Here is a 15,667-nt window from a genome sequence, read left to right as displayed (position 1 = left end):
AGCGGTTCCCTCCTCGCGGGGAGCCGCTTTTTTGTTTCTTTCTCCATGCCGGAAGGGAGAAACTGTGAAGAATTCGGGAACAATTTCTCAATCACCCTAAAGTTCCATGCACTGCCACCGATATTAACCATAGAAAGCTAGTATAAAGGATTTGGTGAAAACTATGGATAAAACATCGATTATCGGTATCATCCTCGCCTTGATTGCTTTAAGCGTGGGCATGGTGCTGAAAGGGGTCAGCTTAAGCGCACTCGCTAACCCGGCAGCTATTCTGATTATTTTGTTCGGTACGATTTCTGCGGTGATCATCGCATTCCCCGGAAAAGAAATCAAAAAAGTGCCTGCCCTTTTTAAAGTGCTGTTTAAAGAAAACAAACAGCTGACAATTGCGCAATTAATTCCTATGTTCTCTCAATGGGCGCAAATCGCCAGACGTGAAGGTCTGCTCGCATTGGAAGCAAGCATTGAAGACGTGGATGACGCATTTTTGAAAAACGGCCTGAGTATGGCGGTTGACGGACAAAGCGCAGAATTTATCAGAGATATTATGACTGAGGAAGTTGAAGCGATGGAAGACAGACACCAGGCCGGCGCAGCCATCTTTACACAAGCCGGCACATATGCGCCGACACTCGGCGTTTTGGGTGCGGTCATCGGCCTTATCGCCGCTCTTTCCAACATGAACAATACCGAGGCGCTCGGACATGCCATCAGTGCGGCGTTTGTCGCCACCCTTCTCGGGATTTTCACAGGATATGTACTATGGCATCCCTTCGCCAACAAACTGAAACGCAAATCAAAGCAGGAAGTCAAACTGCGTGAAATCATGATCGAAGGCGTTCTGTCAGTGCTTGAAGGACAGGCCCCGAAAGTGATCGAACAAAAACTTCTCATGTATCTTCCTGCGAATGAACGCGCAAAAGTCGCTGAACAAGAAGGAGAGGCAAACAATGGCGAGAAAAAAGAAGAAGAAGCATGATGACGAGCATGTGGATGAGTCTTGGCTGATCCCGTACGCGGATTTGCTCACCCTTCTTTTGGCTCTGTTCATTGTATTGTTCGCCATGAGCTCGGTCGATGCGGCGAAATTCCAAATGCTGTCTAAATCATTTAACGCCGTGTTTACCGGAGGCACGGGTGTTCTTGAATATTCGAGCGTCACCCCTCCTGAAAACGAAAAAGACGGCGTTGATCAGTTAAAAAAAGACAAGGAAAAAGATAAAGAACAGAAAAAGAAAGAAAGAGAAGCAGCCGATCGCGAAGAACTTGAAGGCGTGCAAAAGCAAGTTAATCAATTTATAAAAAATAAAAAGCTTGAAACTCAGCTGGAAACAAAGCTGACTAAAGAAGGACTCTTAATTACCATTAAAGACAGTATCTTTTTTGATTCCGGACGGGCGGATATCCGTCAGGAAGATATTCCGCTTGCCAAGGAAATCTCGAATCTCCTTGTGCTGAATCCGCCAAGGAACATTATCATCAGCGGACATACGGACAATGTACCGATTAAAAACTCACAATATCAATCTAACTGGCATTTAAGCGTCATGCGGGCCGTCAACTTCATGGCTATTCTGACGGAAAACCCGAAACTTGACGCAAAAGTATTCAGCGCCAAAGGTTTCGGAGAGTATAAACCGGCCGTGTCGAACAAAACCGCTGAAGGGCGCAGCAAAAACAGGCGCGTCGAGGTATTGATACAGCCTAGAAACGCCGCGACTGACCAAAATCAGTAATATAAAAAAGGAAGCCTTTCAAATGGCTTCCTTTTTTATTTCTGATGAAAATGTTTAGCGTTTAACCCCACTCTTTTCAGCATTTCCGTACACATTTCTATCTCTTCATCACTCAGCACACTGATCATTTCTTTAATTTCGTCAGCATGATCAGGGAAAATATCGTCCAAAAGACGGATTCCCTTTTCGGAAATCTGTGCGAAAGTCACTCTTCTGTCAGTCGGCGAGGCTTTTCTGATGAGAAGTTCTTTTTTCTCTAATTTGTCAACAACGTATGTAATACTTCCGCTCGCTAATAAAATTTTGTCGCCGATCTGCTGAAGCGGCTGGTTGCCTTTGTGGTACAGCAGCTCAAGCACCGCAAATTCCGTCGGGTTCAGGCCGTGCTTATGAATATGTTTATTCATATGGTCGTTAATAGATCGGTACGCACGTGACAGTACAATAAATAATTTCAATGAGTTTTCTGTTTTATCCGTCATACATTCAATCATCCTTTTACAAAAGAAACCGTTACAGAGAAACATTAATAAACAAAATGAAAAATGTCAACAAAAATGTTTCCAAAATTTCTCTTCTTTTTGTCAGACCTTAATAAAATAATTTGTTTTTCTATCATTTTGGTTATTTTTTCTTATTAAAGAAGTATAAAAATGATATAATACCTCTATTCAAGTGTAATGTTGGAGCGATGCAGAGTGAATACATTTAAAGGTGCCCGGGGAAAGATCAAGCTTTATCTCATATTGGTGATCATCCCGGCACTTATTATCAGCTTTTTCATTTATGAAAAAGAAAAGCAGAAAATAGCCGATAAACACATACAGGAAGCCAGTATGATGCTCAACCTTCACCGCAATAAGCTCAATTATTTAATCGGTGAAACAAAAGCCCGGATGACAACACTTGCGATCGCTGTCGATAAGCCTGTCAATGAAGAAAAGATCATTGACATTCTCGATCAGGCTTTTGAGGATGAACCCAGATTCAGCGGTCTGTATATGCTGAATTCCAAAGGTGATGTCATCGCAAGCACGACTGATCTGAAATCAAAGGTGAATTTGGCCGACAGACCGTATTTTACGAAGGCGAAAAAGACGAAAAAAACGGTCATCACAAATGACTACTCCAGCAGAATTACAGGCCAGCGCATCTTCACGATCTGCGTGCCGGTGTTAGACGCAAAACGGGAAGTCACGGATTATTTAGTAGCCGCCATACAAGTCGATTATTTGAGAAATATGATCAATATGCTGAGCCCTGACGTTTATGTCAAGGCAACCAATCAGAATAAAGTGATATTTGCCAGCGGACGGGCTGATCAATCAGAAGGTGTGAAACCGGTCAGCGGCTATCTGGATGATATTAATTGGAATATCAATGTTTATCCGAAACCGGTTGAGCTGAATGAGCTGACCAAAAGCGTGCTGCTGCCGATGTCCAGTATTGCCGTGCTGCTGAATATTCTGTTCATCCTCGTTCAATATTATCTGCTTAAGCGCAAGACCCAGCTGGAGCGCGCTCAAAATGAAGCGCAGAAATTGGAGCTGATCGGAACGCTTGCCGCCAGCACCGCCCATGAAATCCGCAACCCGCTTACAGGGATCAGCGGCTTCATTCAGCTTTTGCAGAAAAAATACAAATCGGAGGAAGATCAGCTGTATTTCTCAATTATTGAGCAGGAGATTAAACGGATCAATCAGATTGTCAGTGAGTTTTTAGTGCTTGGAAAACCCACTGCTGAACGGTTGGAAGTGAACTCGCTGCAGGATATTCTTGATGAGATTATGCCGATTATTTATTCTGAAGGGAATCTATACAATGTGGAAGTGAATGTGGAGATTCTCGTCAATCGGCCGCTCAAGGTCAACTGCACGAAAGACCATATTAAACAGGTGATTTTAAATGTCGCGAAAAACGCGCTGGAATCCATGCAGGAAGGCGGCCGGCTGTCCATCTATTTAGAAGCCCGCGATCATAAAGCAGTCATTAAGGTGGCCGACAACGGAATGGGCATTTCTGAAGATATGCTTGAGCACATTTTTCTTCCGTTTGTAACGTCAAAGGAAAAAGGCACCGGCCTCGGCCTTGTCGTATGTAAACGAATCATGCTGATGTACGGCGGTTCGATTGACATTCAAAGCGAAGTCGATAAGGGCACAGAGGTCACCATTACCCTCCCTGCCGCTTCTCGATGAAAAAAACACCCTGGATCGGGGTGTTTTTTATTTAAAGAAGAGTATGTGTAAGAGGATATACCAGAGGAACGGCATCATAGCCGGCAGATAGTACGAGGCGCTTCGTGAGCCGTGTCAGCGGAAAAATGTGCTGACTGTACGCGGTCATCTTTCGGATGCAGCGCTTGATCAGGAAGCGCATTCAGTCTTCGTTATCTGTTTTATCATCAATCATTTGTTTGCTTCATATGCAGGCATGACGTCACCGCGGGAGAACAAGCCTATTTTCTTCACAAGGCCCTGTATTCCTTGGTGATGTGTACGATCACGGTTTACCAGCTGCTGATACGCGTTCATCAGACAGTCCAGTTCCTGGCTGTGCCTGATCGTGTCATATCCTGTAAACCCTTGCCTGTTAGCCGCATCTATCATCATTTTTCTTTTTTTATCAATAGATACAAGCAATTTTTCTTGTTCAGAATAACTGCCCATTCACTTCACCCCTCACCGCTAAAAGAATAGGAAACAAGTTTGATTGGGTTATTGAGCATTATTACAGATTATACTTTATTTGTAAACATTTTTTTACTAAATAACTTATTTTTTCATTTCATATTGGAATCTTTAGCATGAATACGAGAATAATACCCATTCGGGTAATGATATAAACAGAATGCGGCATATTCAAGAATTAAAAAACAGCCACAGCTGACTTTATATTACAATAAAAAACCTCTCATGCCGGTGGGTGCATGAGAGGTTCGGGCGTCTATCAGTTTTGCACACTTTCATTTTCGTAAATCGGCACCCAGCCCTCAGTCGTCACGAAGATTCGGATTGCGACGACCCGGCGGTCTTCCTGAAGCGTAAAGTAGTGGCGGATGTTCTCCGGAACTGAAATCAAATCTCCCGGATTTAAACGGACGTCGAAAAATGTGCCGTCTTTGCCTTGAATGACGAAGATGCCGTGTCCGCTGACGATAAAGCGGACTTCATCATCCGTGTGGTGATGTTCTCTTTGGAAGTTTTTTAATAATTCATCAAGATTCGGCGTGGTGTCTGATAAAGAAATGACATCCTGAGACTGATATCCGCGCCGGGCTGAAATGTCCTGAATCTCCGTGTCAAACACCGCGAGAATCCGTTCTTTTTCATCTTCGGTTAGGTCGTATTTTTCCGAAAGCTCAGACGGAAGTTTTTCAATGTTCCACTGCTCATAGATCACCTCTTGTTCGTCTAAGAAGCGCGCTACTTCTTCCTGATGTTCAATGAGCGTATTTTTTTCGTCATGAATTCTGATGGTCGCCATTTTCTATTCCTCCTTTTATTTTACCAGCTGCGGCCGAAGTGACAGAAGCTTGAGGTGACAGCTGAATAAAAATTCATAGGCTTCCAGCACCCTTTTCGCTTCAAATGCGGTCCGCCCCCATGCCGTAATGCCGTGATTGCGGATTAACACCGCGCCTGAGCCGGCGGCCGCATGGTGCGCGAAGTTTTCGGCCAATGCCGGGATATGCGCCGGATTGTCAATGATCGGAACGGTCACGGACGCGTTTTCCTCCCATAATCCGAGCGCCTTAATCATCTCCTGCCCCTGAAAAGTGATTTGTTTTTCATCCCCGTAAAGCTCTGAGATGACATTATTATTGACGGTATGGACATGCAGACAGCAGCCCGCGTCTGTCTTTTGGTATAAGTAAGTATGGAGAAGCGTTTCCGCTGAAGGTTTTAAAGAATGGCCGGTCTCAGCGGGCTTCCCGTACTCATCGATTAAGAGAAAATCTTCGTCTGTTTCTTTTCGTTTGTCTTTTCCGCTCGCCGTAACGAGAAAAGTCAGCGGCCCGTCGGATACTTTGATGGAAAGATTCCCGCTCGTTGCCGGGAACCAGTCTCTTTCAGCCAGCTCGCGTTTTACCTCGGCAAGTTCGCGCCAGCGTTCTTCTTTTGCAGCCATGCCTGCACCTCCCCGATGTTTTCAATGCCTGTTTTCACCTCATGAAAATCTTGAAAAGGCAGATGCCGGAGGCCGAGTTCTTTGCATTCAGTCAAAAGATAATCTCTCGCAAAGCACATATCGGACAACTTTGCAGCCTCGACATCCGTGACCGAATCACCGATCATAATGAGAAATTTCTGCTGATCGGATAGCTTACGGATGACTGACGGTTTGCAGCAGCCGCATTGATTGGTACAGTCTCCGTCACAGGCGTGCGGCCAGTCTATATGAATATGCTCATTGTCAAAGGATGCATGATTGCAGAAAATCCGCTCCTTTTCTACGATCCCTTCCAAAAGCGGATGCACAAAAAAGTCCATTCCCCCGCTTACGATATAAAACGGGAGGCCGTTTGACCGGACAAACGAGACAAAATCCAAAAAGCCGTCCCGTATTTTCGCATCCTTCAGGATAAAGCCGGTCAGTTCTTCTTTTAAGCTGCTCGGCAGCAGTCCGAACATCCGGCCGACTCCTTCTTGGATTGATATGCTTTTAGACAGAACACCGTCTTTTAATTCAAGCCACTCAGGAGGCGCGAATTCTTTCATCATGCTGACAATGTTGTCGTTCATGGTGACCGTTCCGTCGAAATCACAAATAATCAGCGGTGTGCGGGTCATACGGCTTCCACCCTTCCCCATTTGTCTAATGCGAGCTGAAGATCTTTGCACGACGCGGCTTTTTCTTCAATCGGCTGCGCTTCAAGCACCGCATCAATGATGGCGCGGAACGCTTTTCCCCCGCCCTCGCCTCCTTTCGGATGGCCGTGAATGCCTCCGCCGGCATTGATGATGTGATCGATGCCGAAATCGCGCATCAACAATGGCACCATACCGGGGTGAATGCCTGCTGACGGGACGGCAAACGACGGATGAAAGACATCGTCTTTTACACATTCATCATGGATTGCAAGCGCGGACTCCTTCGGAAGAGCAACGGATCCGTAAGGTGACGGAAATAAACTGAAATCAGCGCCGCAATAGCGGTTCAGCTTGCCGAGCAAAAGCGCATGCGACAAGCCGTAAACGGGAGATGATGTGAACGCGCCGCTGACTGCCGGATGCGCCATGATCGGAAGCGGGATTTCCTTATCCTCAGCAAGGCTCTGCATCACATCTAAACCGTAAGCGAACACATTCAATAAAAGCGCGTCCGCCCCGAGTTCTGCCGCGCGCCTCGCTTTATCCCGCAATTCAGCGGTCCTTCCCGTAAGGTTTACGGCATACAGCGTTTTATGCCCCGTTTCCTCCCGGGTTTCCTTCAGGACTTGTTTTCCTTCGATAATGCGGGTTTCAAACGGAGCCAGTTCATTTTCAAAGAAAATTTCGTCATCTTTAATAAGATCCACGCCGCCGAGCGCCTGCTGTCTGAGCTGTTCTTTAATGTCGGCAAGATCCCGTCCGATCACGCCTTTAAATATGCTCATCAGAAGCGGTCTTTCAAATTCGCCCAGCAGTTTGCGGATGCCGTATATACCGAATTTCGGCCCGGGAAGGGAACGTTTAAACCCTTCGGAAAATTCAAGATCAGTCAATTTTATTTTTCCGTCCAGTGACAGCTTTCCGAATACCGTCGTCAGGACGGCCGGAATATCTCTTGAAAAGTTCACTTCGGGATAGGCGATGGTGATGACGGATTGTGTTTCGTTTTCTGAGGTTCCTTCTTTCTCCTCAACTTTTACGACCCGCCCTTTATGTTTTCTGAGCTGTTCCTGCTTCACCAGGGGCAGGTCAGTCCAGGAGCCTACCGTCAGCCCCGCCGCAATCTGTTCCGCCCGCTTTTCACTGTCCGTTGTGTCTGTCAGAAGATATGTTGCCAATACTTCGCTCATGCGTGAACGCCTCTCTTTCTTTCGCAAAACATAAAAAAACCTCTTCCGTATGAGCAGAAAGAGGCTTCGTGTTATGTCCGAATCTTATCTCTCAGCTCCTGCTGCAAGAATTAGCACCGTGCTTTATCAGTCGGTTGCCGGGCTTCATCGGGCTCGTCCCTCTGCCTGCTCTTGATAAGAATAATGATTTTATAAAGTATTTCGAATTATCGCATTGTTATTCTGATATGTCAATGCTTTTTCGGGTGAAAAGATTCAGTTTCCCGATCCGTTCCGCAGCTTCTTTAAGTCTTTCTTCACTTGTCAGAAGACCGACTCTTATATAGCCTTCCCCCCATTTTCCGAACCCGTTTCCGGCAGCGACCGCGACATCCGCTTTCTCGAGCAGCAGATCTGAAAACGACTGTGACGTATAACCGTCAGGCACAGGGAGCCATGCAAAAAAGGAGCCCGCCGGAGCCGTCACATCCCAGCCGATATTGCGGCAGGCTTTAATCCATGCATTGCGTCTCGATTCATATCTGTCATTTTGCGCCGCGACGCATGCCTGATCCGCTAAAAGTGCGGCTGCCGCCGCCTGCTGCGCCGCGGGAAACAGGCTGACAAACATATGATCCTGATAAAGGTTGATCGCTTCGATGACAGAAGCGTTTCCGACGGCAAATCCGACCCGCCAGCCCGCCATATTATACGTTTTGGACAAGGTATAGATTTCGATTCCCGTCTCTTTTGCGCCTTCGGTCTGCAAAAAGCTCAGCGGTTTATGCCCGTCAAAACCGACGGCTCCGTACGCGAAATCATGAACGACACAAATGCCGTTTTGCTCCGCAAAACCGACCGTCTCCTCGAAAAACGCCTCTGTCGCCACAGCGCCGGTCGGATTATTCGGATAATTGAGATACAGCAGCTTCGCCTCGCTCCGCACCTTTTCAGGAATTACGCTGTAATCAGGGAGAAACCCTCTTTCTTCCGTCAGCGGCATCATTTCCATTTTCGCTTTCGCAAGGGCGACGCCTGACCAGTAATCAGGATATCCGGGATCAGGCACCAGAATGGTATCTCCCGGGTTTAAAAGACATTGCGGAAGCTCAACAAGTCCCGCCTTGCCTCCGAACAGCACGGCGACTTCCGTTTCCGGATCAAGCGTGACCCCGTACTCCCTTTCATAAAATGCAGCGGCTGCTTTTTTGAAGCTGTAAGCGCCCCGGAATGATGAGTATTTATGATTTTCCGGCCTTTCGACGGCGCGCTTCATTTCTTCAACGATATGCTGAGGCGTCGGCTGATCAGGGTTTCCCTGCCCTAAATTGATGACGTCTCTGCCTTCTTTCAGCTTTTGATTCACTTTTTGCACCAATGATGCGAAAAATTGTTCCGGCAGCTGTTTGAGTACATCTGAGATTTCAAAGTTCATATTTTCACCTTCTAAAAATGTCTTGAAATGATAGTCCATCATCATATATGGTTAAATAACAAAAGTAAAGAGAAACTTGAGGTGTTAAAAAATGAAATGGACCGTTTCCTGTTTGCAATTTGATATTTCATACGGAAATCCTTCAGAAAACTTTAAAAAAGCAGAATCTTTGATTGAGCAAGAAAGCCGCCATGCGGATGTAATCGTGCTTCCTGAGTTGTGGACGACCGGCTATGATCTCACACGGCTAGACCAGCTGGCGGATGAAAACGGCAAAGTTTCAGAACAATGGCTTAAAGAAACGGCAAAAACATACAACGTACACCTCGTTGCCGGATCTTTTGCGGTCAAAGAAGGCGAAAATGTCTATAACACCATGTACATCGCCGATAACAGCGGACAGATCGTGAAGCGGTATCAGAAAGCCCATCTGTTTCAGCTGATGGATGAACACCTTTACTTGTCAGCAGGAAACAGCGACGGTTCCTTTGAGCTTGACGGTGTCAAGTGCGCCGGGCTGATCTGCTATGATATCCGTTTCCCCGAATGGATCAGAAAGCATACGTCCCAGGGCGCGAATGTCCTGTTTATCTCTGCGGAATGGCCTCTGCCCCGCCTTGATCATTGGCGAAGCCTGCTTATCGCCAGAGCAATTGAAAACCAATGTTTTGTCGCAGCCTCTAACTGCACGGGGTCCAATCCCGATAATGAATTTGCCGGCCACAGCCTGATTATTGACCCGTGGGGCCGGATTTTAGCCGAAAGAGACCGGACGGAAGGCGCAGTCCGGGCGGAAATCGATGTGTCAGAAAGCGCGGCCGTGCGGGGAACCATTCCGGTTTTCCAAGACTTGCGGCGTGATTTATATTAATTTTCAAAAAAACGTTGACAAGAATATCCGGCACCTGCTAATATTTTCATCAACTGATTAATCCGAATTGTGATACAAATCAATATATTTTTCTCTTATCGAGAGTTGGGCGAGGGATTGGCCTTTTGACCCCAACAGCAACCGACCGTAATTCCATTGTGAAATGGGGCGCGTACATTTTGCGCCGAGACGATTGTCTCATAAGGCACGGTGCTAATTCCATCAGATGTTATCTGAGAGATAAGAGGCGGACTGCACTGTTTCAGCCTCCTTCTCTTTCAGAGAAGGAGGCTTTTTTTCGGGCGTATTCTCCGTCACGATCTCTTACTGCCACTACATAATTGGAGGGTAAATCCATGTCAGCAACTAAAACAAGTCTTTATGAACAATTAACAGAAAGCTCCGCCGCCGCGTTAGCCGTCAAGCTCGGCTTATTCCAAAGCAAAAGCACTCTGACATGCCGTGAAATCGGCGACGGCAATTTAAATTACGTCTTTCATGTTTACGATAAAGAAAACAAAAAAGGACTGATTATTAAACAGGCAATCCCTTACGCGAAAGTCGTCGGTGAAAGCTGGCCGCTTACCATTGACCGGGCGAGAATCGAAAGCAGCGCCCTCATCCGCCAGGGCGAACACGTGCCGCACCTCGTTCCGGCCGTTTACTATTCCGATACTGAAATGGCCGTCACGGTAATGGAAGACCTCTCGCATTTGCGAATTTCAAGAAAAGGGCTGCTGGAAGGGCAGCACTATCCCAACTTATCCGCCCATATCGGTGAATTTTTAGGGAAAACGCTTTTTTACTCATCCGATTATGCGCTTGATGCGAAAGTAAAGCAGCAGCTCGCAAAGCAGTTTACAAATCCTGAGCTTTGCAATATTACGGAAAGGCTTGTGTTTACAGAACCGTTTCTCGACCATGAGACAAACGATTTTGAAGAGGAGCTGCGCCCATACGCAGAAAAAGTTTGGAACAATTCCCGGCTGAAAGAAGGCGCTGACGAATTGAAAGCCATCTTTCTGAATTCCGCGGAAACATTGGTTCACGGTGATCTGCACACGGGAAGCATCTTCGCCGATGAACATGAAACAAAGGTGATTGATCCCGAGTTTGCTTTCTTCGGACCGATCGGGTTTGATATCGGCCAATTTATCGCCAATCTGCTGTTAAACGCCCTCAGCCGCGACGGTGACGACAGACAGCCGTTATATGATCATACTGCCGCCGTATGGGATACATTTGTGAAAACATTCAGTGAAGCATGGGAGAAAGACTGCTTGCCTTCCCGCAGACACCTGCTGGAAGACACACTGAAAAACGCGTTTGAGGAAGCGGTCGGTTTTGCGGGATGCGAACTGATCCGGCGCACGATCGGACTCGCTCATGTGGCTGACTTAGATGAAATCACTCCGTTTGACAAACGAATCGAACGGAAGAAGCTGGCGCTTGACATCGGCGCCTATTATATCGAAAACAGAAAAGAACTGAAGCATATCACCGAGGTTCTGGACCAATTTAAGCTCCGTGTAAAGGAATGATGCAGCATGACCAATGAATTTGCCATCCCCCGTTCTGTAGAATGGAAAGAAACCTACATCCGCATTTTAAATCAGCAAAAGCTTCCCGACGTCACTGAATATGTGGAACTTGAAACAAAGGAAGATGTATTCGACGCGATTGTCACGCTGAAAGTAAGGGGCGCCCCGGCCATCGGTATAACCGCGGCGTTCGGACTCGCGCTCTCCGCCAAGTCGTTTGAAGCCCGCGACCTTTCAGATTTCCGACGTCAGTTCGCAGATGTCAAAACGTATTTAAACAGTTCGAGGCCCACTGCCGTCAACCTCGCGTGGGCGCTTGACAGACTGACGGATTCCATCAGGGATGCGATCTCAATCAATGAAGCGAAGACAACGCTCGTTCATGAAGCCATTCAAATTCAGATTGAGGATGAAGAAACATGCCGAATGATCGGCCAGAATGCGCTGCACCTTTTTAAAAAAGGCGACCAGATCATGACCATCTGCAATGCGGGCTCGATTGCCACAAGCCGATACGGTACGGCGCTTGCCCCCTTTTACTTAGCGAAACAAAAAGATCTCGGCCTTCATATCTACGCATGTGAAACAAGACCCGTTCTCCAAGGATCACGGCTGACGGCGTGGGAGCTGATGCAGGGCGGAATTGATGTCACGCTCATTACCGACAGCATGGCCGCCCATACAATGAAGGAAAAACATATTTCTGCGGTCATTGTCGGCGCTGACAGAATTGCAAAAAACGGTGATACGGCCAACAAAATCGGAACGTACGGCCTCGCTATTTTGGCAAACGCCTTTCAAATTCCGTTTTTTGTGGCCGCACCGCTTTCGACATTTGACTTGCAGATTGAAAACGGCGATCAGATTCCGATTGAAGAGAGAGATCCGGATGAAGTCAGACAGATCTCCGGCATACGCACCGCTCCCGAAGATGTGCCGGTCTTCAATCCGGCCTTTGACATCACACCGGGCAGCCTGATTTCCGGCATTATAACCGAGAAAGGAATTGTGACCGGTTCTTACACGGAAGAAATTGAACAATTATTCGCTGACTGCCAGCTGAGCTGAAAAACCGCTGATGATATTGCCTCAGGCAATGTCAGCGGTTTTTTTGTCTGCACAATGTAATCACTTCATCTTTTTGGACGGCTGTAATGAGATGCATTTTAAAAAACAGCTCTGCATAGCCGGCTATCTTTTGCGGACGGCTCATTTTCATCAGGCTTCGTCCTCCTTTTTCATCAGACCAACTTTTTTCACTTAATAAAATGATATGTCGGACGTGAAAAAACGGAACGTGCCATACGCTTTATTTTTCTTTATAGGATATTTGTTCGATGTTCAGCAGCACCGCTTTTACATCCGTCTTCGTGCCCGCGTATCCCGTTAAGGCGCTGTTTTTGCCGATTACCCGATGGCAAGGGATCAAAATCGGCAGCCGGTTTCGTTTTTTGGCTTGTCCGATGGCGCGCACCGCTTTCGGTTTTCCGATCGCTTCAGCCATATCGCCGTAGCTTCGGGATTCCCCATAAGGAATCATCGTCAGCGCGTTCCATACTCTTTCCTGAAAGGGTGTGCCTTTTTGTCTCAGAGGCAGAGAGAATTGCTTTCTTTCTCCTGAAAAATATGATGCCAGCTGCTGTTTCGCCTCCGACAGCAAAGCGGTTTCGCACGGCTTTACGCCGGGCGCGCCTTTCCGCCATTCCTCAAAATCTTCCCCGGTGAGAAACAGGCCGGTAATAAAGCTCTCTTCCTCTGTTACGATGACGGTTCCAAACGGCGCTTTCACACTTGTAAAACAGATCATTCCCCGCTCCTTCTTTCTTCGGTATTCTGCCGGATCGGAAGCGTCAAATGAAAAACGGTGCCCTTCCCTTCTTCACTTTCCACATGAATGCGTCCCTGATGTTCTTCGATGATTTTATAGCTGACCATGAGACCGAGACCCGTTCCCCTGTCTTTTGTCGTGTAAAATGGTTCACCCAGACGTTTTAATTTGTCTTCGGAAATGCCTGTTCCTTCATCTTGAATAGAAATCAAAATGTGGTCTTGATCAGAAGACTGAATGGTCACGTAGATATTGCCGCCGCCCGGCATGACTTCAATGGCGTTTTTTAAAATATTGATAAACACCTGTTTTAATTGATTCGGTTCACAGTAAATCGGCGGGATGTTTCCGGTCAGGTTCAGATGGATCTGCACATTGACAAGATTGGCCTGGGCATTCAAAAGATCAGCCGTGTCTTTCATAATCTGCGTCACGTCTTTTTCTTCATATAATATCGCCTGGGGTTTCGCTAAAATTAAAAATTCAGTGATGATAGACTCGATGCGTTTTAATTCTGAGGTAATGACGTTAAAGTACAGAGAATATTCGCCTTCAATGCTTCCTTGAAGAAGCTGAATGAACCCTTTCAGCGCCGTCATCGGGTTTCTGATTTCGTGAGCGATGCCCGCCGCCAGCTCCCCTACAACATGAAGAGTGTCGGATTTCCGCAGCCTCTCTTCAAGCTCTTTGGCCTCTGTGACATCTTTAAAGATGGCCAGATTCATATTTTGAATGATATTTCTTTTGAAGGAGAATTCCAGTTTGCGGCTGTCGCTGCTGCTTAACAGGAAGGGGATTTCATTATCCATTCCTTCTAAATCAATCTTTCTGGCGGGAACACCCGCGTTTTCAATATCAAATAAAGAAAGAATATCCGGAACGGTGTACGCTCTCAGCTCCTCATCCGGCATACCGAGTATACGGCTTGCGAGAGGATTCGCGTCAATAATGCGGAATTGGTTGTCAAATAAGACCTTGCCATCCATTGAGCCGTTGAATACTTTTCTGAATTTCAGCTCGCTTTCCCGCAATTCTTTTTCCATCCGCTTACGATCGCTGACATTTCTTAAAATGGTTAAATGCTGACCTTCAAGTATGGTTCGTTTTGATGTGAATTCCAGCTCTTTAAATTGGCCGTTTGCCATCTGAAACAGCATTTCTTCACGGATTTCCCCGTATTTTTCATATTTTTTCTTAATCTGTTTGTATTTTTTCTGCGGATCAACGATAAACGTACATAAATTCGTCTCCACCAGTTTATCCATCGGCAGTTCGAAAATGCGGCACGCCGATTCGTTTGCTTTGGCAATCTTTCCGTCATCAGACCAAATGACAATCGCGTCCATGGCGTTTTCAAAAATTTCGCGGAATCGCTCTTCGCTTTTAAAGAGTTTCAATTCCATCAACCGTTTCTCTGTTATGTCCCTCATAATGGACATGTAGAACCCGCTGATTACGTTGGACGTAATCGTAAATTCAAACAGCTTCTCTTCGCCCGACCGAAGCTTAACGGGCAGTTCTCCTTTGGCGTTTCCTTTTCTGCGGAGGGTTTCCCAGATTTCTTTCAGATGCTTTTTGTTTTCTCCGTCGGTAAAATGGCGGAGCGACAGATGGGACAATTCATTCTGGCCGATCTCAAAGCTTTTGCAAAAAGAGAGGTTCGCATCAATAAACCCGCCGTCCTTATCAAACAGCACGATGCCGTCGACAGCCCTGTCAAACAAATCTTTAAACAGCTGCTCGTTCATGGAGAATTCGCGCTCTAATATTTTTTTAGAGGAGATATCCCTCATCACCACAAAAAAATAATCCTCCCCAATTCCGTCTCTGGCGAGGAATTCAATGTATTTCGTCGCGCCGCTGTCAAGCTTAATCGGCACCTCTTTCCACAGATGGCCTTTTTTTAAAAACTTTTTCACGGCCTTATTCAGTTCTTCCTGAGGCACGGAATATAAAAAATCCAGGACTGAGCGGTTAATGAGGCTCTCTGCCTCAATCTGCATCATCCGGGCTGCAGCCTCGTTCGCCTGGACGATTTTCATTTCCTTACGGCATATAAAAATGGCATCAAGCGTGTTATTCATAATCACGTGATACCGGTTCAAATCACTCTTCAGGCGGTCATTTTCCTCTTTCATTCGCTTCAGCTGCTCTTTCAGCGACTCTTTTGTTTGCAAATCCAGAGTTTCAGCCATTCAGTACACTCCTTCTTCAAAAACCTATCCTTCAATATTTCTACAAAATACCTCATCTTCCTTCATTCGCCCTATACA

The 15,667-nt window shown here is 46.5% G+C and carries 15 protein-coding genes and 2 riboswitches; of the genes, 6 read left to right on the top strand and 9 right to left on the bottom strand.

Features of this window, described 5'->3' with window-relative positions:
* The first annotated feature begins 163 nt into the window (after positions 1 to 163).
* A complete protein-coding gene (motA, locus tag ACKTRM_RS06840) occupies positions 164 to 979 on the top strand; it encodes a flagellar motor stator protein MotA (RefSeq protein WP_007408461.1) in 816 nt (271 codons plus the stop codon).
* Positions 951 to 1,736 (top strand): flagellar motor protein MotB, encoded by a 786-nt coding sequence (gene motB / locus ACKTRM_RS06835; RefSeq protein ID WP_003154685.1) that lies wholly within the window; start codon positions 951 to 953, stop codon positions 1,734 to 1,736. The genes motA and motB overlap by 29 nt, the downstream gene beginning before the upstream one ends.
* A gap of 35 nt (positions 1,737 to 1,771) precedes the next feature.
* On the opposite strand, the gene ACKTRM_RS06830 is transcribed toward motB, so the two are convergent.
* The gene (locus tag ACKTRM_RS06830) at positions 1,772 to 2,218 is read right to left on the bottom strand and encodes a MarR family winged helix-turn-helix transcriptional regulator (protein WP_007408463.1); all 447 of its coding nucleotides are present in this window, start codon (positions 2,216 to 2,218) and stop codon (positions 1,772 to 1,774) included.
* A gap of 198 nt (positions 2,219 to 2,416) precedes the next feature.
* On the opposite strand from ACKTRM_RS06830, the gene ACKTRM_RS06825 reads away from it, so the two are divergent.
* A complete protein-coding gene (locus ACKTRM_RS06825) occupies positions 2,417 to 3,934 on the top strand; it encodes an ATP-binding protein (protein WP_046559543.1) in 1,518 nt (505 codons plus the stop codon).
* Positions 3,935 to 4,144: 210 nt separating this feature from the next.
* Here the strand turns inward: ACKTRM_RS06825 and ACKTRM_RS06820 are convergent, their stop codons facing one another.
* The 6 genes from ACKTRM_RS06820 to ACKTRM_RS06795 all read right to left on the bottom strand — a co-directional run bounded on the left by ACKTRM_RS06820 (position 4,145) and on the right by ACKTRM_RS06795 (position 9,154).
* Positions 4,145 to 4,405 (bottom strand): aspartyl-phosphate phosphatase Spo0E family protein, encoded by a 261-nt coding sequence (locus ACKTRM_RS06820; RefSeq protein ID WP_003154690.1) that lies wholly within the window; start codon positions 4,403 to 4,405, stop codon positions 4,145 to 4,147.
* Positions 4,406 to 4,685: 280 nt separating this feature from the next.
* The gene (locus tag ACKTRM_RS06815) at positions 4,686 to 5,222 is read right to left on the bottom strand and encodes a 1,2-dihydroxy-3-keto-5-methylthiopentene dioxygenase (RefSeq protein ID WP_012117415.1); all 537 of its coding nucleotides are present in this window, start codon (positions 5,220 to 5,222) and stop codon (positions 4,686 to 4,688) included.
* Positions 5,223 to 5,237: 15 nt separating this feature from the next.
* Complete coding sequence (locus ACKTRM_RS06810; protein ID WP_012117414.1) at positions 5,238 to 5,867, bottom strand: methylthioribulose 1-phosphate dehydratase; 630 nt, start codon at positions 5,865 to 5,867, stop codon at positions 5,238 to 5,240.
* A complete protein-coding gene (mtnX, locus tag ACKTRM_RS06805; RefSeq protein ID WP_007408467.1) occupies positions 5,825 to 6,529 on the bottom strand; it encodes a 2-hydroxy-3-keto-5-methylthiopentenyl-1-phosphate phosphatase in 705 nt (234 codons plus the stop codon). Before mtnX ends, ACKTRM_RS06810 begins: the two co-directional genes overlap by 43 nt.
* The gene (mtnW, locus tag ACKTRM_RS06800) at positions 6,526 to 7,740 is read right to left on the bottom strand and encodes a 2,3-diketo-5-methylthiopentyl-1-phosphate enolase (RefSeq protein ID WP_023356860.1); all 1,215 of its coding nucleotides are present in this window, start codon (positions 7,738 to 7,740) and stop codon (positions 6,526 to 6,528) included. Before mtnW ends, mtnX begins: the two co-directional genes overlap by 4 nt.
* An 81-nt stretch (positions 7,741 to 7,821) precedes the next feature.
* A riboswitch (SAM riboswitch) is annotated at positions 7,822 to 7,921 on the bottom strand.
* Positions 7,922 to 7,957: 36 nt separating this feature from the next.
* The gene (locus ACKTRM_RS06795) at positions 7,958 to 9,154 is read right to left on the bottom strand and encodes a pyridoxal phosphate-dependent aminotransferase (protein WP_041482189.1); all 1,197 of its coding nucleotides are present in this window, start codon (positions 9,152 to 9,154) and stop codon (positions 7,958 to 7,960) included.
* A gap of 91 nt (positions 9,155 to 9,245) precedes the next feature.
* Here ACKTRM_RS06795 and ACKTRM_RS06790 point away from each other — a divergent pair, with 91 nt between their 5' ends.
* The 3 genes from ACKTRM_RS06790 (at position 9,246) to mtnA (ending at position 12,634) form a co-directional block, all read left to right on the top strand.
* Entirely contained in the window at positions 9,246 to 10,025 is a 780-nt protein-coding gene (locus ACKTRM_RS06790) for a carbon-nitrogen family hydrolase (protein ID WP_012117411.1), read from the top strand.
* A 92-nt stretch (positions 10,026 to 10,117) separates the two neighbouring features.
* Positions 10,118 to 10,272, top strand: a riboswitch (SAM riboswitch).
* Positions 10,273 to 10,381: 109 nt separating this feature from the next.
* The gene (gene mtnK, locus ACKTRM_RS06785; protein ID WP_012117410.1) at positions 10,382 to 11,566 is read left to right on the top strand and encodes an S-methyl-5-thioribose kinase; all 1,185 of its coding nucleotides are present in this window, start codon (positions 10,382 to 10,384) and stop codon (positions 11,564 to 11,566) included.
* A 6-nt stretch (positions 11,567 to 11,572) separates the two neighbouring features.
* Positions 11,573 to 12,634, top strand: coding sequence for an S-methyl-5-thioribose-1-phosphate isomerase (gene mtnA / locus ACKTRM_RS06780; RefSeq protein WP_012117409.1), 1,062 nt, complete (start codon positions 11,573 to 11,575; stop codon positions 12,632 to 12,634).
* 241 nt (positions 12,635 to 12,875) lie between these two features.
* On the opposite strand, the gene ACKTRM_RS06775 is transcribed toward mtnA, so the two are convergent.
* Positions 12,876 to 13,373, bottom strand: coding sequence for a methylated-DNA--[protein]-cysteine S-methyltransferase (locus ACKTRM_RS06775; RefSeq protein WP_012117408.1), 498 nt, complete (start codon positions 13,371 to 13,373; stop codon positions 12,876 to 12,878).
* Positions 13,370 to 15,589: a PAS domain-containing sensor histidine kinase gene (locus ACKTRM_RS06770; RefSeq protein ID WP_012117407.1), complete on the bottom strand. Its 2,220-nt coding sequence runs from the start codon at positions 15,587 to 15,589 to the stop codon at positions 13,370 to 13,372. Before ACKTRM_RS06770 ends, ACKTRM_RS06775 begins: the two co-directional genes overlap by 4 nt.
* Positions 15,590 to 15,667 lie beyond the last annotated feature (78 nt).

Origin of the sequence: Bacillus sp. D7-8 (assembly GCF_052055895.1) — a bacterium.
GTDB classification, from domain to species: Bacteria; Bacillota; Bacilli; order Bacillales; family Bacillaceae; genus Bacillus; species Bacillus velezensis.
Note: the sequence above shows the minus strand (reverse complement) of the source record. Positions and strands in the feature narration are given on the sequence as shown.

Excerpts from the sequence above, each read along its gene's own strand:
- motA (WP_007408461.1), top strand. The coding sequence starts at position 164 with ATGGATAAAACATCGATTATCGGTATCATCCTCGCCTTGATTGCTTTA.
- motB (WP_003154685.1), top strand. The coding sequence starts at position 951 with ATGGCGAGAAAAAAGAAGAAGAAGCATGATGACGAGCATGTGGATGAG.
- ACKTRM_RS06830 (WP_007408463.1), bottom strand. The coding sequence starts at position 2,218 with ATGACGGATAAAACAGAAAACTCATTGAAATTATTTATTGTACTGTCA.
- ACKTRM_RS06825 (WP_046559543.1), top strand. The coding sequence starts at position 2,417 with ATGTTGGAGCGATGCAGAGTGAATACATTTAAAGGTGCCCGGGGAAAG.
- ACKTRM_RS06820 (WP_003154690.1), bottom strand. The coding sequence starts at position 4,405 with ATGGGCAGTTATTCTGAACAAGAAAAATTGCTTGTATCTATTGATAAA.
- ACKTRM_RS06815 (WP_012117415.1), bottom strand. The coding sequence starts at position 5,222 with ATGGCGACCATCAGAATTCATGACGAAAAAAATACGCTCATTGAACAT.
- ACKTRM_RS06810 (WP_012117414.1), bottom strand. The coding sequence starts at position 5,867 with ATGGCTGCAAAAGAAGAACGCTGGCGCGAACTTGCCGAGGTAAAACGC.
- mtnX (WP_007408467.1), bottom strand. The coding sequence starts at position 6,529 with ATGACCCGCACACCGCTGATTATTTGTGATTTCGACGGAACGGTCACC.
- mtnW (WP_023356860.1), bottom strand. The coding sequence starts at position 7,740 with ATGAGCGAAGTATTGGCAACATATCTTCTGACAGACACAACGGACAGT.
- ACKTRM_RS06795 (WP_041482189.1), bottom strand. The coding sequence starts at position 9,154 with ATGAACTTTGAAATCTCAGATGTACTCAAACAGCTGCCGGAACAATTT.
- ACKTRM_RS06790 (WP_012117411.1), top strand. The coding sequence starts at position 9,246 with ATGAAATGGACCGTTTCCTGTTTGCAATTTGATATTTCATACGGAAAT.
- mtnK (WP_012117410.1), top strand. The coding sequence starts at position 10,382 with ATGTCAGCAACTAAAACAAGTCTTTATGAACAATTAACAGAAAGCTCC.
- mtnA (WP_012117409.1), top strand. The coding sequence starts at position 11,573 with ATGACCAATGAATTTGCCATCCCCCGTTCTGTAGAATGGAAAGAAACC.
- ACKTRM_RS06775 (WP_012117408.1), bottom strand. The coding sequence starts at position 13,373 with ATGATCTGTTTTACAAGTGTGAAAGCGCCGTTTGGAACCGTCATCGTA.
- ACKTRM_RS06770 (WP_012117407.1), bottom strand. The coding sequence starts at position 15,589 with ATGGCTGAAACTCTGGATTTGCAAACAAAAGAGTCGCTGAAAGAGCAG.